This is a genomic window from Halomicronema hongdechloris C2206 (assembly GCF_002075285.3).
Lineage (GTDB): Bacteria > Cyanobacteriota > Cyanobacteriia > Phormidesmidales > Phormidesmidaceae > Halomicronema_B > Halomicronema_B hongdechloris.
The window spans coordinates 472,033-486,065 of record NZ_CP021983.2; the positions used below are offsets into that span (position 1 = coordinate 472,033).

Genomic DNA, 14,033 nt, shown 5'->3' on the forward strand with positions numbered 1-14,033 from the left:
CTGTTGTTGGGGGGACCCTGCAGCGGTAAAACCACCCTGCTGTTTGAACTGACCCGCTGTTTAGTGGCCCGGGCTGACCAAACTGCCGATCTGCGCATCCCGGTGGTGGTGAATTTAGCCTCCTGGGGCAGCAAGAAACAGGCCATGGCCGACTGGCTGATCCATGAACTCAACAGTAAATACCAGGTGCCTCGCAGCGTGGGCCAGGGCTGGCTTCAGCAACAACAGTTGCTACTGCTGCTGGACGGCCTGGATGAAGTGCCCCTGCCCCGCCGGGATGACTGTGTCGAGGCCCTGAATCAGTTTTACCAGGACTATGGGCCAGAACTGGTGGTGGTCTGCCGCACCCAGGATTATGAGGCCCTGCCCAATCAGTTGGATTTTCAGTTGGCGGTGGAAGTGCGATCTTTAACACCTGACCAAATTGATACCTATTTGGCGGCCCATCCCGCCACAGACAATCTGCAGCAGCGCATTCATCACGATAAGACGCTGATGGAACTAGCCAATAGCCCCCTGATGTTGCAGCTGATTTGTCTCACCTACGACGATATTCCCTCCCAGCCCTTAGCTCAAACCACCAGCCAGCGAACGTCGGTATTTGACGCCTACATTCGCCAGATGTTCAAGCACCGCTCTGGGCGAGACCACTACAGTCCCCAGCAGACCCTGAGCTGGTTAACCTGGCTGGCCCAGCAGATGCTAGTTACCTCCCAGGCGGTCTTTTTAATCGAGGAATTACAGCCGCAGCAACTGCCTACTCCCTGGCAACGGGCACTTTATCGCATTGGGGTGCGGTGGGGGGTGTTTATGCTCTGGGGGGGCGCTCCATATTGGGTTGTTGAAAGGACTATTAGATGCGCCAGTGGGAGTGGCCTTTAGCTGGGGATTCGCTGGCCAGGGAGCCCTCTATGGCTTGGTCGCCGGCCTGGTCTATGGCCTGTTATCCGGCCTCGGCAGTAGCCTGGTGCGCCGCAGCCTGGCCGGGCGGCTGCTGGGGGCAGGATCATTGGGGCTCATCTTTGGCCTCGCCTTCTGGCAGAGTTGGCAGAATGTCTGGGTGGGGGTGGCCTACGGATTACTCTACGGCCTGGTGGGCTTGGTGGTCTATGGCTTTATCCACCAGCCCATTGACCCGGTAGAGACGATTCGCTGGTCCTGGCGGCAAGCATCAGGAAAACTCATCCTGGGGGTGTTGGTGGGCCTGGTGCTGTACTTTTTCACTAAGGATTTTGTTATCCCAGAGCAGACCGGTGCCATTCCCCTGCTGCTGTTTAGTCTGATGGGGCTGATGATTGCCATGGTGTTTGGCTTTTCCCGGGGGCAGGAGGTGGAGACAGTAATCGTGCCAAATCAGGGGATTTGGCGCTCGGCGACTAATGCCCTGAGAATGAGCTTGGCCATTGGCCTACCCACGGGCTTCTTTGTGGGCACCCTGCAGGGACTGCATTTAAGCCCAGCCCGGGGGGCGGCCTTCGGCATTGTCAATGGGCTGATCTTTGGACTCCTGGCCGCGTTCATCGGCGCTCAAGGCTCTGGCATCACCTGCATCAAGCATGGGGTGGTCCGGATCTTACTGTGGTGGCATGGCTACACGCCCTGGAATTATGCCCACTTTCTCAACTATGGTTGCGATCGCATCTTTCTGCACAAAGTGGGCGGTGGCTATGCCTTCATTCACCGGGCTCTGATGGAACACTTCGCCCAGCTCCAGCCATCTCGTCCCTAACCGCAGCCTAGACGTCCAGACCGCTAGCCTCATTCACGGGGAGGAGTTTTCAGCACTTTCCAGGTGATTACCCCCAATAGCACCATATATCCAACCACCACCACCCAATTCTGCCAGCTGTCGTCTCCTGGCGTCCATGGAGAAGCCATTCCAGCACACTCCTGTAACTCCGTCGTGTCTCTATCCTATTGCGTTTGTCAGGTAGCTTAGGACATTGAGAATCGCTCCCATGCCTAGACTAGGGAGCTATCTGACCGCAACCGTCCTAAGCATAGGCACGGTTGCTATAGGATTTGCTAGGGAGTTTTGCCGCCAACTTGGGAACCCTAAGCGTAGTTCCCAGAGCAGGTCAGTGCCTCGGCTGGAGCCGTCATTGCTGGTGTCTCCCATGGACTCACATGCTCCCATGTCCCGGTCAGTTGCGTTACCGATTACTCCACCCGTGATATTGCGTCTGCCCCTGATGCTAACGGTTTTAGAAGCGGTAGAGCTGAAACAGCGCTGCCAAGATGCCCTCGCCATAGGCTCTGTATCTCGACTGATACTCGATCTCAGCGATACCACCTTCATCGACAGTAGTGGCTTGGGGGCCCTGGTCATTTGCCGGCGGCTCTGCCGGCAACAAGGGGGTGTCCTGGTGCTGCGAGACGTCACCCCCCAGGTGGCTATGGCTCTAGAACTGGCCAGCCTAGACAGCTGCTTTGTCTTTGAATCGAGTGCTGCCGTCACTGATCACACCGGACACGCCTCATCGTCCACGGCATTTCTTAACACCCACCCCTCGGTGCGCTGTCGCACTAAACGGCTACTAGATATTCTGGGGGCCGTCGTGGGCTTGGGTATCACTGCCCTGCTGTGGGTTCCCGTGGCCATTGCCATCAAACTAGACGACGGCGGGCCAGTATTCTTCGGCCAGATTCGCTGCTCTTGGATGGGTCAGCACTTCGTCATGTGGAAGTTTCGCTCCATGGTAATCAATGCCGAAGCCCTGAAACACCAGGTTTGCAATGAATTAGAAGGTCCTTTATTCAAAAATGCCAATGACCCCCGCATTACCCGAGTGGGCCAGTTCTTGCGGCGCACTAGCCTAGATGAGTTTCCTCAGTTTTGGAATGTGCTTCAGGGAGATATGAGTCTGGTAGGTACCCGTCCCCCGACGCCAGAGGAACTGGCTCAGTATGAGGTGCCAGAGTGGCAACGACTGGACGTGAAGCCCGGCATCACCGGGGAATGGCAAGTGAAGGGACGCTCCTGCATTCGCCGCTTTGAAGAGGTAATTCGCCTGGACTTAGCCTACCAGCGCCATTGGAGTATCTGGTACGACCTGCGGTTGATGCTCCTGACTATCTGGGTCCTACTCACCCGGCGAGGAGCCGTTTGAGTCCTTGTCCTGCGGGTCATCAGTGGTGGGCTCAGGGGACGAGAGCCCCGTCTCCTTGTTGTCCCTGGCCGAGGGCTGCTCCTGGCTATCGCTGGCTCCATCAGGGGGGCGAGGAATGGAGCGGGGCCTGGGGGGCAGTTCAATCATGGCTCGTTTGGCGCTTGGGTTTTAGCAGCCCCTGGGCCACCTCCAACACCCAGTCTTTCACGATTACCATGCGGCCTAGCCAGGACGGGGGCGAGGTCTCTGGTGTCGGTGTGGCCGCCGCGGCGGCCGGTTTTTTAGGGGATGGCCGTGGTGGGGAGGCCTCAACCGGCCTGGTCTGTTGCTTATCGGCAGTCACCGCCGCCGTCTTGCCCCGCCCAGAACCAGGAGCCGTCGTCGTCACCGCAGGGGCGGCACCAGGAGAAACATCGGGCCACGGTTGCCGGGTCTCGTCGATGAACTCGTAGTGGGTGGCCCGCCGAGTCGCTGGGTGAGGTCGGCGGGACTCCGCCTCAGCACTTGGAGAGAGGTCCTCCTGATCGGTGTCATCGGCGTCATCGGTGTCGGAGGCAATACTGGGCCAGGGCACCGTCTGCCACCATTGGCTCAGGCCCAACCGTTGACTCCAGGTCATGAAGGGTTCGATAAACAGCTGCCGTAATCTCTGCCAGGAGTCTGTCGAGACGATGGTTTGCAGGGGTTGAGGAGTACGCTGGCGTCTTAGCCATAGGGTTTGCCATCCCAACGCCATAATCAACGACACACTGGCTAGCTGCCCCAACAATAAGGCCCCCGTCATCTGACCGGCGCACAGCCATAGGATAAGAGCATAGAAAAGACCAACCCCACTCCAGAGAAAGTCTTGCTTGCGATGGAGCTCCGGGTAAAAGAAGGCTGCCAGATACAGAGCCAGACTGCTCAGGGCCACAGCCAACGCTAATAGATAAGACAGCATGATAAGAGCTTAGGAAACGGGCAACTAGTAGCCTGCAGCGCCAGGTTGACTACCACTATCTGTGGCAGAGGGGCCAGAGAGTTGGAGAGTAGATTGGTTGGCCGACTGCCGCCATGGCGTACTAGCCTCCATGATATCGTCTCGGCTAGACCCAGCCGGCCTGACCGCAGGGATCGGTGATTGCAATCCTTGAGAGGAAGCAGCCTTTAGCCAGAGTGACAGAAAGAGCGTAGCCATGGCTACGCTCTCGCTTAGTTTTGGCAACACAAGGGGCCTAACGTGTTTCCGGCGCGGGGTGAGGGAGAGTTCGTCTCCTACCAGTCAGGGGGGCTATGGCATCCCTGCCCCCCACTAGAGTCGGCAACCTAAATTCGGAAACACTGTAGCCGAATCAGGACCGGTATCGGCTCGACTATCAGCTATCGCGCTGTTCTTAGCTGTACACCTAAGAAATGGCCACCGTCAGCGTCAATAGCCCGGCCACTAAGGCTACCGCCAGGAGGCCCAAAATGGCATAGTTACGCTTGTCCTTGGTGGTGGGGGGTTGGGTCTGATACATCTTGGGCTCGTGGGCAAAGTTGTTGAGGCGCCCGCCATCTTCTGTGGTGTACGGCATACAGTCGATTTCCTGACTTAATAGACAACATTACCGGCGCGGCCAGCCTACGTCCTAGGCCAGATGTGCAGGTCTCTTTGCAGACAACCTCCAGATCTTGGTTCAGTTTGGCGCAGCCTTCTACGAAGATCCCCCCCTGACGGTGGCTGGTCCTCCGGCAACGGGGATCATGAACCGGCTTTGAGTTACCATATCAAAATTGCTGTTAAATCTAAAGTTTTCTAAAGATATTTCAACATTGGCAAATGTCTGGCGGCCTGAGGCGGCGGCAACTGGCTGTTACGGCTGTTCGGAGGCAGCCTTGTCTAGGGGAGTCAGGTCTAGTGTAACCGGCTCACCAACAGTAGGGATGAGAACTTGGGTGGAAAGATGACGTTGGGCCAGGTCGCTGCGCAGGGTATCGACGCCTCCTAGGGCCTGAAGCCAAGCAGCCAAAATCCCTGAGAATTTGGTCTGCCCAGCGTCGGCGGTGGGCAGAATCACCTGGGGACGGAGCCAGGTGGCCAGTTCTAAGGCGCCTTGGCGTCCCCGTAGGATCGGCCCCACCAGGGGAAGCTTTAGGTCTACCACTGGGGTAATCACCACATCTACAGGAGCTGCTTGTTGCAAGGAATCGTTGTGGAAGCCGTGGGGTTCGTAGAACAGGCGTAGCCCCGTGGTGCGATCGCACAGCAGATAACCGTTTTCCACCAGAAAGGGACCGATGGGCGCCCCTGGCACCGCCGTGATGTCTAGGGTGTCATCTAGGGTAGTACTCTGGCCATGGTCCAGAGCCGTTACTCGCTCATACCCCAAGGCTGCGACCACCTTAGCCCCATTGGCAGAAGCCACCACGGGAATGCGGCGATCAAGCTGCTTTAGGGTCTCGGGGTGGGCGTGATCTTCTAGCCCCTGGGACAGCAGAATGCCATCAATGGCCTCTGGAATCGGCGGCGGATCAAGCTTGACGCCTTTAATCAGCCAGGCCTGTTGCCCGAAGACCAGAGGGCCGACCAGCCAAGGATCGATCAGGTACCGTTTCTGGGCTACTTCCAGCAGCCATGAGTTGTTATCGAGCCAAGTCAGATGCATAGGAGGTGGACGCGTGACGACTAGGGGGCGAGCAAGGACGGAAATTGCTTCCGGGACAGTGATCCCCGTATAATCCCTGGGGCCTAGTTACAAATTGTAATACTTTCGTTCTGGTTTCCCCAAGGTAGCCATGCGTCTTCGACTTCCTCGCCATTACACGGTGTTGATCACTCGCACCGGGTCGGCTCCCATCACCCTGACCATTCGATTGGTTCCCATTCTACTGGCTGGCTTGATGGCAGCTGGGGGGGGCATCGGCCTGGGTGGGCTGGCTGCTGCATCGCAACGAACAACTGACGGAGCGCAACCAAGAATTAACCAATACTGCCAGTGATGTGCTGACGGAACTGAATTCCCTAGATGCGGAGATCGAGAATCTGCGCCAGCGGGCTGGGTTGCCCGACACGGGAACTCCGGAGTGGCAGCTGGATGACTCCCAAGGGGGCCTGCCACTTGAGGTGCCGCCGGAAACCCTATTTCAGCTGGCTCGACGCCGCTTACCCCTGTTAACTTCTGTCTGGCAGGGGGATGTGCGCCCAGCCCTGGAAGATACCCTGGCGGCGGAGGCAGCCCGGGCGGCGGCCATTCCCAGTGGACTACCGGTGAAACAGGCCTTGCCGATTTCATCGGAATTTGGGTTGCGGCCCGATCCCTTTGGTGGCCGTGCCACGAAATGCACCGGGGCATCGATTTCAAAGGTCCGGTGGGGCACTCCCGTCTATGCTACGGCGGCGGCGGGGTGGGTGCGTGAGGCCGAAAATTCCGGCGGCTATGGCAACCACGTGGTGGTGGATCATGGCTATGGCTATAAGACCCTCTATGCCCATCTATCAGAGATAGCCGTTACCCCGGGGACATCGCTGCAGCCAGGAGAATTGGTGGGCTATCTGGGCAATACCGGCCGCTCCTCTGGACCCCATTTGCACTATGAGGTGCACCATCAGGATGAAGCCGTTGATCCGAGCGACTATCTGGAGCGAGAGCAGCAGTAGTTTAAGATCAGAGGATGTCTGATTGGGGTGCGATCGCACATGGGTAATACCTTCGGCCATTTATTCCGCATCACCACCTTTGGCGAGTCCCATGGGGGTGGGGTCGGGGTGATCATCGATGGCTGTCCGCCCCGGGTAGCCATCAGCAGTGACGAGATTCAGGCCGAACTAGACCGACGGCGGCCTGGCCAGAGCAAAATCACCACCCCCCGCAAAGAAAGCGATCGCTGTCAGATTCTCTCTGGGGTGTTTCAGGGCAAAACCCTGGGCACCCCCATTGCCATCCTGGTCCAGAATAAAGACACTCGGCCCCAGGACTATAGCGAGATGGCAACCACCTATCGCCCTTCCCACGCCGACGCCACCTATGACGCCAAGTATGGCTTCCGCAACTACCAGGGAGGGGGACGCTCCTCGGCCCGAGAGACCATCGGTCGGGTGGCGGCAGGCGCCATCGCCAAGAAGATCCTGCACCAAGCCGCCGGGGTAGAGATCATTGGCTATGTGAAGCGGATTCAGGATCTTGAGGCCACAGTCGATGTGGATACCGTCACCCTGGCAGCGGTAGAAGGTAATATCGTCCGCTGTCCTGACCTGACCGCCGCGGAACGCATGATCGACCGCATCGAAGCCAGCCGCGATCAAGGCGATTCCATCGGCGGGGTAGTAGAATGTGTGGCTCGCCAAGTGCCCAAGGGACTGGGTTCTCCGGTATTCGACAAGCTAGAGGCAGACTTGGCCAAGGGGGTCATGTCCCTACCGGCCAGTAAGGGGGTTGAGCTGGGCTCGGGCTTTGCCGGCACCCTCCTGACCGGCAGCCAGCACAACGACGAGTTTTATCGGGATGACCAGGGCGAGATTCGTACCCGCACCAATCGCTCTGGGGGCACCCAGGGCGGCATTAGCAATGGCGAGACCATTGTCATGCGAGTGGCCTTTAAGCCCACCGCCACCATTCGCCGGGAACAACGCACCGTCACCAGCCAGGGGCAAGAGACGGTGTTAGCGGCCCGGGGGCGACATGATCCCTGTGTGCTGCCCCGGGCAGTACCGATGGTGGAAGCCATGATGGCGCTGGTGCTCTGTGATCATCTCCTGCGCCATCACGGCCAATGTCATCTGCTGGATTAGCAATGATAGACACTCAGTTCACGGATGGCGACGTCAATCTCTTATCAGGGGTGGCGGTGCTGACTTGCATGGTTGTCTTGACATAGGTTGTGCAACAAAATGCCAATCAGGGCAATGGGTCGCTATTCTAAGTATTCTTGACTCCCTGAGGCGCCGCGAATGCTCCTGGATTCATCAGACCAAATACGGCTCACGGCATTGCGGCCCACACCAGGCACATCGAAGGGATGCCAGTCGATAGTGGCGCCCAGAGCTTCTGCCCTCGCTACTGTAGTGTCGACGTCTTCGACTCTAACAAAGGCAAGCCAACGGGAGGAGATGTTTCGACCAGGATCGACAAAGCCACCCTGGGCTGCGCCATTGGCGATGATCAACGGATAGTCAGCCTCACCGGATGTCCACGCGAAGTGGGCAGCATGCTCGATCTGATACTCCCAGCCCAGGAGGGTGGCGTAGAAATGCTTTGCCTGCTCAACGTCATTGGTGAGAAGGTCATGCCAGACAACCTGGCCCATTGCCGTCTTGTCTGTTGTGCTCATGCTGTTGCTCTAGATAGTGCCCCATGGCATAAGTCGACTGGTGAGGTTATCCATCTCGAGCACCTGCGGTCTGGCCCAGTCGGAAAGCACTTGAAGCGCCTGATCGAAATATGCAAACCTGTGGGCACTGCGGTCGACTCAGCGGCAAGATAGTTGCGGCCTCGCCCTACCAGTAGGCTGTCTGTTGGCCACATAGCGCTGACCAGTCAGCTCAGGACATGGGTGATCGTCCAATAGCCCAGTCTAAGGGGGCTGACTGGCTCGTCACCACACAAAGCATTGTGGCGGTGGTTATAGAATGCGAGGTTGTGGTGCTGCATAGCTCCCGTGGCGAACGTCTCCATCATCATACCTGTCTTGAACGAGGCCAGCTGTCTGGGCCGCACTTTGAGGTATTTGCGGATTTTAGAGCCTGCCTGTGCAGAAGTTCTGGTGGTGGACGGCGGCAGCAGCGACGACACGGCAGCCATTGCCCGAGCCGGTGGCGCAACGGTTATCCAATCTGTCCAACGGGGGCGGGCTGCCCAGATGAATGCCGGGGCAGAATGGGCCAGTGGCGACATCCTCTGCTTTCTGCACGGTGATACCCTGCTACCCGATGATGCGATCGCAGTGATCGAGACGACGCTGGCAAATCCTCAAACTGCCTGCGGCGGCTTTATTTCGGTGATGGCCGGCGCCCAGACGACGCGCTGGGGCATCACGCTGCACAACAGCCTCAAAACCCACTACGCGCCGCTGCTATTTCGGCCTCATCTCTATTGTCTCAAGGGGCTGCGGCTGCTGTTTGGCGACCAAGTGATGTTTTGCCGAAAAACTGATTTTTGGGCCTGTGGCGGCTTTGAGACGACCCTGCCCATCATGGAAGAGGCTGATCTGTGCTTAAAGCTGTGTCGTCGGGGCCGCATCCGACAGGTGAACCGGGTTGTGCAGTCATCCGATCGCCGGGTGGTCCAGTGGGGACCCATCAAGGCCAATTTCATTTACCTGGCGATTGGGTTTTTGTGGGGGATTGGGATGCCTGCGGCCGCTCTAAAACAGTTCTACGCAGACGTGCGCTGATTCAGCTGCCAGCTATAGGGCAGGTAGGCAACTTTGGCCATGGAGGGTGGCCGTCTGCCGGTGTAGTGCAGCTTGATGTAGTCCACAATGGAATTAGCCTTGTGTCCCAAAATCGGGGGTCACTTCGCCTCAGCAAAGGCGAACGCATCGTCAATCGAGCGAATGGATTTGTGAGCGAAAATCGGTGTCGGTGCTGATCGCCTGACCGACAATTTCTAGCTGGGGCTCTAAATCTAGCAGCAACACCAGCTTGCGATCGCAAGGCACAAAAGGTATCTGAGGATGGGAGCCAAAGCTGCCCTCGCTGGCGATCGCCAAGGTTTCGCCGGTTAGATCCAATGCCGCCTCAGCTTTGAGGCGAGCCGTGGTGATTTGATCGGCTGAGCGGGGAACGTCGCGGGTGAAAGTGCCTAGGGTGTCCGTGTTGAAACCAGCAGGCATCAGGGGCTTGACCCCAGGGGCGGTTTCCAGGCGGGGGGCAATGACCTGTTCTTTGCGATGCATGGTGGCGATCACCGCCACCCGACCTAGAAAACTCTTGCACTAGCTTTCCTCGGCGTGGGAAAGCGATTGTACAGGAAGTCAAGGGCATAATTGTGCAGGGTGTAATACTCCGGGGTTGCCATAATTTGAGCCTAATTCCTTGACCGCTCAAAGGGAATATCCATCACCTCCGGTCAAAACCGCTATGGAGAAAGCAGTAGAACCACTGGATATTGCTTAGGAAAATGCCGATCACCGGCGCAATTGTTTGAACTTCGCCTTGAGAAGACATTTGGAAACTCGGCTGAAAGCCCTGACAGGCAAGCGTTTGAGAGCGCATGGTTCTGTTGACCAGAATCTAGTCTGGAGCAAGGTTGCAGGGTCCTTTTCAAATATCCTCTGAACCAATCCCTTTTCCCGAGGTCTTTGTGATCTGCTGAGGCTAGCAGTTCTTTACACGGCTACTAAAAAGCCGGGGTCATGCCCCGGCTTTTTGGGCCGGCGTTGCCTCGATTCAACAGCCGTCTGGCCCACAGAACTTGTGCGCGTACAGCACCTCCGCATCACAGATATAGGCGATGCCCGAATAATCCTCGAAAAACTCTGCTGCGATGCGATCCGAAATCTTCAGGGCCATATCCCGATTTTCGGTGAGTACCTCGAACTTGATATTCGACTGGGTGTCGGAAACGCTGGGTTGTCCCGACGAGCGCACGTTGCGACTACCTTTACCGCCAGTTTCTAGCACCGTATAGCCGGTCGCCCCGGCTTCGTCGATGATCTGGGCGATCTTTTTCAGCAACAACTTTTCCGTGATGATAACGAGCTTTTTGGCTGGCTTGGCCATATTGGTTACCTCCTTAAGCATGTATTCATTGAACTACTGGGTTGTTAGGCTAGGGGCGCACCGATAGACTGCGCACCGTCTGGGATTAGCCACCGCCCATCAGTGCCTGGGCAAGCCCGATATAGAGCGGGATGCCTACGGCAAGGGCAACTGGTGTGCCGACGGCTGTGGATGCGCCGATGTAGGCGGAAGGATTGGCCTTGGGAATACCACCGCGTAAAGTAGGCGGCCCGGAGATATCGGAACTGGAGGCGGCGATGACAGCCAGGATAACGCCGCCGCCGGGGCTGAATCCTGTGGCGATGTGGGCAATATAGCCGAGACCGAAGCCAATGAGTCCATGCAGCAGTGGTGCCACAAAGGCATATACGGCGTACCACTGGGCCACCTTGCGCAGCTCGCCGATCCTGGCCCAGGCTTCCATACCCATGACCAACATCAGAATCGACAGTAGGCCGCGGAAGAGGGGATTGTAGAAGCTTTCATAGACACTTTCTGGACGGGTGAAGATGCCTAGAGCGAGACCAAGGATTAGTGCCGATAGGGCCGATCCCTGAAGGCTGTCCTTGACGATGGGCCAGATCTTGACCCGATTGTTTGCAGGACCGCCCGACTGGCTAGCAGACCCGCCTGCGATACCGCCCGGCTCGCTAGAATATCCGCCTGCGGCAACCGGCTGCATGCCGCTATATTCTCCCTTCCTGAGATAATCCTCATTCTTGAGATACTTGTCGCGCTTCTGCTTGCCGGCATAAATGCTGGCCAAGACGATCGCCGTCACCAGCGCCGGAATATCCATAAAGGGATAGAGGGCACCGGCCCAGGCCTCGTATTGCATGCCTTCTGATTCCAGCATCGTGATGCCGGCGGCGAGGGTGGAGCCACTCACGGCACCGAACAAGCCCCCGGTCGCAATGGCATCTAGGGGTTTGACACCCGGCAGCCGGGCCAGCGTGTTGCGAGCGATGAACACAACCAGAATACCGATTACCGCCGCAAACACCGCGGGCAAGAGCATCTCCGCCAGATTGGCATTGCGGATGGCAATACCGCCGCTCAGGCCGACTTTAAGGAGCAGCATGAAGACGATGAACTTATAGACCGCATCTGGAATTGCCAGTCGGCTATTGAGGGCGGCAATGACCATGCCCCCAATTAAAAAACCAAGTGTCGGGGACTGCAGCTTATCCACAAAGCGCGTCAAGAAATCGGCTAAAAAATCCACGAAAACCTCCTTCCGTCTCCTCTGACGAGAAGTAGTGACTATTGTGACAAGTGAGCTTTGAAAAGCTTAAAAAACAGGGATGAAGCGCTTCATCCCCACAGCACAGGTGTTATGCGAGAACCTGTCGACGGGGTGCTCAGAGATGGCCGCTCTCCGAACGAGGTTGAAAGGCGTCGCTGTTCCGCTCCGCCTTTCATAGACTTAAGTCTATCGATATTAAGCTCTTTATATGCTTAAGTCTATCCTGAAATGCTGCAGATTTTTGCGCCCAATAACATGGATTTGCAACGCAATGTCAAATTCAACTCATAAGTTTTTCTTTTTCCTGCTTAGCGATCTCTGCCTTTGGTTAATGTGAATTGCGATCGCAGAGTTTTCTCAATGCCACATGCCCTTTACCAAAGAGTCAAATGACTGTCATTCCCCCTTTTTACTGGTTTGCGCCGTCCTTGTCGTGATTGCACTCGGAGTGTTGGGCTTATCCGTCCAGCAAACACCCATTAACGAAATATCAACTAAGCGCTTTACCGGGTGGTGCGAAGAACGATCTGACCTGCTGCCTGCCACTCAACATATGGTTTATCAACGCTTAACCATCGCCGGCATCCAAGATTACGCTGAGGCGGATGACCCTCATCAGTCAAGAAGACACTCTGGTGCTAGAGCGATTAGAGTTGCAGGACTTACGACCACTGGCTAGCTTTACTCAGGTCACCTGGCTGTCGCTAAGCATGAACCAGATTGAAGATGTCACCCCGTTTCCTAGACCTTTACAACCCCCCGGTCGCAGAAACGACTGCCTTGACTAGATTGGCCCAGCTGACCTGGTTGGATCTGTGGGGCCCTGAGAAGCTGCGATCGTACCTGCCTTGTGCAACCAGAGAGCGTCTGTCTCTTCTGGCCGACCGATTCCATCGACCCATCCGAAACCTGTGCAGATGTTGCCTTAGCCAACCCGTCTCTATGATGGGTCGTAATCAATCCACTTGCAATGCGGGTGACCTTACGGGTGACTCTGTTGGTGGGGTCGGCTCTAAGGGAGGACTGTAGCGAGCGACATTAATCCAAATTACTGAAAACAGTAAACCAACACCGCAACCGATCAAGAAAATCCAACCGTGGGAGGGTTCTAAAACACAGAGCAAGCGACGATTACTGCCATACACCTGCACGACCCACCCCTCATCCGTATCCAACTTTGGCTGTGACTGCCTCGATTCAAACTTATTCATGGTTTTCGCTCCATGCTGGTTGTGTGTATCGCTTACAGACCGCTTGCCTGTATCGAACAGAACACCTGCCGAAAATCCATCTGCGTGATGTGTGTAGCGGCTTCAGAACAGTGATTGTGTCTTTGAGTTGCTTTCGCTAAACTCATAGATCTAAGTCTATGTTTTAAGAAAACACCATATCTTTAAGTTTATACAATGCCTGGCTGACAAGCAGCATTTTCTACAAAATAATGGCTCAAACTTGTCGAATATTTTTATAATTAAAACTTATGCTTTGAGCCTGCTCGGCTATACCGCACCTGATTCCTATGAGCCCTCACTGATTCGGCGATTGCGGAGGAATCAGCCACTGGCTGATTCTACTCCAGCTGATGTTTAGTTTTTTCGAGTCATTTTCACGTGAATTCTGCATGACCAGCCCGTCGATTGCCACGCATTAGTTCCCATATGGGAGGAATCGCCCCGCGTTGGGCGGCTTGAATCGCCACGGCGGTGCCTCCCGTGCCGCCGCCGACCACTAAAACATCTGCGGTGACGGTGGTGATATTCAAGAGCTGCTCCGCCGTTGGATGGTGAATCGAAGTTTGATTACTCTACCAGTGGACGTTACTGCAAATGGCAGAGCCCTAGTCCCTAGTGCCCCCTGCAATCTGATGTTGAATGGTGGTCATAGCGCCAGGAGACCTGGTGGTCTAACGGTGAAGTTCAGCGGTGTGAAGGCCATTTTTAAGAGTAAGCTCGATGCTTCCCCTTCACATCTGCTGCAAGGCCATGCTAGTTACGCA

17 protein-coding genes are annotated in these 14,033 nt (G+C 56.3%); 8 read left to right on the forward strand and 9 right to left on the reverse strand.

What is annotated here, in order from left to right; translation table 11 throughout:
- Positions 1–3: 3 nt before the first annotated feature.
- The 3 genes from XM38_RS02255 to XM38_RS02265 all read left to right on the forward strand — a co-directional run bounded on the left by XM38_RS02255 (position 4) and on the right by XM38_RS02265 (position 3,110).
- A complete protein-coding gene (locus tag XM38_RS02255; protein ID WP_187329239.1) occupies positions 4–882 on the forward strand; it encodes an NACHT domain-containing protein in 879 nt (292 codons plus the stop codon).
- Entirely contained in the window at positions 842–1,729 is an 888-nt protein-coding gene (locus XM38_RS02260) for a hypothetical protein (RefSeq protein WP_137454988.1), read from the forward strand. Before XM38_RS02255 ends, XM38_RS02260 begins: the two co-directional genes overlap by 41 nt.
- 406 nt (positions 1,730–2,135) lie before the next feature.
- Positions 2,136–3,110, forward strand: a complete 975-nt coding sequence (locus tag XM38_RS02265; RefSeq protein WP_088428959.1) for a sugar transferase — start codon at positions 2,136–2,138, stop codon at positions 3,108–3,110.
- Positions 3,111–3,249: 139 nt separating this feature from the next.
- Here the strand turns inward: XM38_RS02265 and XM38_RS02270 are convergent, their stop codons facing one another.
- The 3 genes from XM38_RS02270 to XM38_RS02280 all read right to left on the reverse strand — a co-directional run bounded on the left by XM38_RS02270 (position 3,250) and on the right by XM38_RS02280 (position 5,737).
- The gene (locus XM38_RS02270; RefSeq protein ID WP_088428961.1) at positions 3,250–4,050 is read right to left on the reverse strand and encodes a Ycf66 family protein; all 801 of its coding nucleotides are present in this window, start codon (positions 4,048–4,050) and stop codon (positions 3,250–3,252) included.
- A 445-nt stretch (positions 4,051–4,495) separates the two neighbouring features.
- Entirely contained in the window at positions 4,496–4,666 is a 171-nt protein-coding gene (psb34, locus tag XM38_RS02275; protein WP_137454989.1) for a photosystem II assembly protein Psb34, read from the reverse strand.
- Positions 4,667–4,945: 279 nt separating this feature from the next.
- The gene (locus XM38_RS02280; RefSeq protein WP_088428963.1) at positions 4,946–5,737 is read right to left on the reverse strand and encodes an MBL fold metallo-hydrolase; all 792 of its coding nucleotides are present in this window, start codon (positions 5,735–5,737) and stop codon (positions 4,946–4,948) included.
- Between the two features lie 130 nt (positions 5,738–5,867).
- On the opposite strand from XM38_RS02280, the gene XM38_RS26715 reads away from it, so the two are divergent.
- The 3 genes from XM38_RS26715 to aroC are packed head-to-tail and all read left to right on the forward strand — an operon-like array spanning position 5,868 to position 7,860.
- Positions 5,868–6,071, forward strand: coding sequence for a hypothetical protein (locus XM38_RS26715; RefSeq protein WP_225889159.1), 204 nt, complete (start codon positions 5,868–5,870; stop codon positions 6,069–6,071).
- Positions 6,001–6,729 carry a M23 family metallopeptidase gene (locus XM38_RS02285; RefSeq protein WP_225889161.1) on the forward strand — a complete coding sequence of 243 codons (729 nt, stop codon included), beginning with the start codon at positions 6,001–6,003 and terminating at the stop codon, positions 6,727–6,729. The genes XM38_RS26715 and XM38_RS02285 overlap by 71 nt, the downstream gene beginning before the upstream one ends.
- A 39-nt stretch (positions 6,730–6,768) precedes the next feature.
- The gene (gene aroC, locus XM38_RS02290) at positions 6,769–7,860 is read left to right on the forward strand and encodes a chorismate synthase (protein ID WP_080811895.1); all 1,092 of its coding nucleotides are present in this window, start codon (positions 6,769–6,771) and stop codon (positions 7,858–7,860) included.
- 122 nt (positions 7,861–7,982) lie between these two features.
- Here the strand turns inward: aroC and XM38_RS02295 are convergent, their stop codons facing one another.
- A complete protein-coding gene (locus XM38_RS02295) occupies positions 7,983–8,399 on the reverse strand; it encodes a VOC family protein (protein ID WP_137454990.1) in 417 nt (138 codons plus the stop codon).
- A 327-nt stretch (positions 8,400–8,726) separates the two neighbouring features.
- On the opposite strand from XM38_RS02295, the gene XM38_RS02300 reads away from it, so the two are divergent.
- The gene (locus XM38_RS02300; protein WP_080811892.1) at positions 8,727–9,461 is read left to right on the forward strand and encodes a TIGR04283 family arsenosugar biosynthesis glycosyltransferase; all 735 of its coding nucleotides are present in this window, start codon (positions 8,727–8,729) and stop codon (positions 9,459–9,461) included.
- A 150-nt stretch (positions 9,462–9,611) separates the two neighbouring features.
- On the opposite strand, the gene XM38_RS02305 is transcribed toward XM38_RS02300, so the two are convergent.
- The 3 genes from XM38_RS02305 to XM38_RS02315 all read right to left on the reverse strand — a co-directional run bounded on the left by XM38_RS02305 (position 9,612) and on the right by XM38_RS02315 (position 12,016).
- The gene (locus tag XM38_RS02305; protein WP_080811890.1) at positions 9,612–9,983 is read right to left on the reverse strand and encodes a DUF6671 family protein; all 372 of its coding nucleotides are present in this window, start codon (positions 9,981–9,983) and stop codon (positions 9,612–9,614) included.
- A gap of 475 nt (positions 9,984–10,458) precedes the next feature.
- Positions 10,459–10,791 (reverse strand): P-II family nitrogen regulator, encoded by a 333-nt coding sequence (locus XM38_RS02310; RefSeq protein ID WP_080811889.1) that lies wholly within the window; start codon positions 10,789–10,791, stop codon positions 10,459–10,461.
- An 85-nt stretch (positions 10,792–10,876) separates the two neighbouring features.
- Positions 10,877–12,016, reverse strand: a complete 1,140-nt coding sequence (locus XM38_RS02315) for a sodium-dependent bicarbonate transport family permease (protein WP_080811887.1) — start codon at positions 12,014–12,016, stop codon at positions 10,877–10,879.
- Between the two features lie 626 nt (positions 12,017–12,642).
- Between XM38_RS02315 and XM38_RS02320 the strand changes: the two genes are divergently transcribed.
- Positions 12,643–12,825, forward strand: coding sequence for a hypothetical protein (locus XM38_RS02320; RefSeq protein ID WP_080811885.1), 183 nt, complete (start codon positions 12,643–12,645; stop codon positions 12,823–12,825).
- A gap of 168 nt (positions 12,826–12,993) precedes the next feature.
- Here XM38_RS02320 and XM38_RS02325 read toward each other — a convergent pair whose 3' ends face one another.
- On the reverse strand, positions 12,994–13,248 hold the full coding sequence (locus XM38_RS02325) for a hypothetical protein (protein ID WP_080811884.1): 255 nt from the start codon (positions 13,246–13,248) through the stop codon (positions 12,994–12,996).
- A gap of 395 nt (positions 13,249–13,643) precedes the next feature.
- Complete coding sequence (locus XM38_RS25675; protein ID WP_187329240.1) at positions 13,644–13,799, reverse strand: hypothetical protein; 156 nt, start codon at positions 13,797–13,799, stop codon at positions 13,644–13,646.
- Positions 13,800–14,033: the final 234 nt, after the last annotated feature.

Coding starts and splice junctions, on each gene's coding strand:
- XM38_RS02265 (WP_088428959.1), top strand. CDS start 2,136: ATGTCCCGGTCAGTTGCGTTACCGATTACTCCACCCGTGATATTGCGT.
- XM38_RS02270 (WP_088428961.1), bottom strand. CDS start 4,050: ATGCTGTCTTATCTATTAGCGTTGGCTGTGGCCCTGAGCAGTCTGGCT.
- psb34 (WP_137454989.1), bottom strand. CDS start 4,666: ATGCCGTACACCACAGAAGATGGCGGGCGCCTCAACAACTTTGCCCAC.
- XM38_RS02280 (WP_088428963.1), bottom strand. CDS start 5,737: ATGCATCTGACTTGGCTCGATAACAACTCATGGCTGCTGGAAGTAGCC.
- XM38_RS26715 (WP_225889159.1), top strand. CDS start 5,868: ATGCGTCTTCGACTTCCTCGCCATTACACGGTGTTGATCACTCGCACC.
- aroC (WP_080811895.1), top strand. CDS start 6,769: ATGGGTAATACCTTCGGCCATTTATTCCGCATCACCACCTTTGGCGAG.
- XM38_RS02295 (WP_137454990.1), bottom strand. CDS start 8,399: ATGAGCACAACAGACAAGACGGCAATGGGCCAGGTTGTCTGGCATGAC.
- XM38_RS02310 (WP_080811889.1), bottom strand. CDS start 10,791: ATGGCCAAGCCAGCCAAAAAGCTCGTTATCATCACGGAAAAGTTGTTG.
- XM38_RS02320 (WP_080811885.1), top strand. CDS start 12,643: ATGACCCTCATCAGTCAAGAAGACACTCTGGTGCTAGAGCGATTAGAG.
- XM38_RS02325 (WP_080811884.1), bottom strand. CDS start 13,248: ATGAATAAGTTTGAATCGAGGCAGTCACAGCCAAAGTTGGATACGGAT.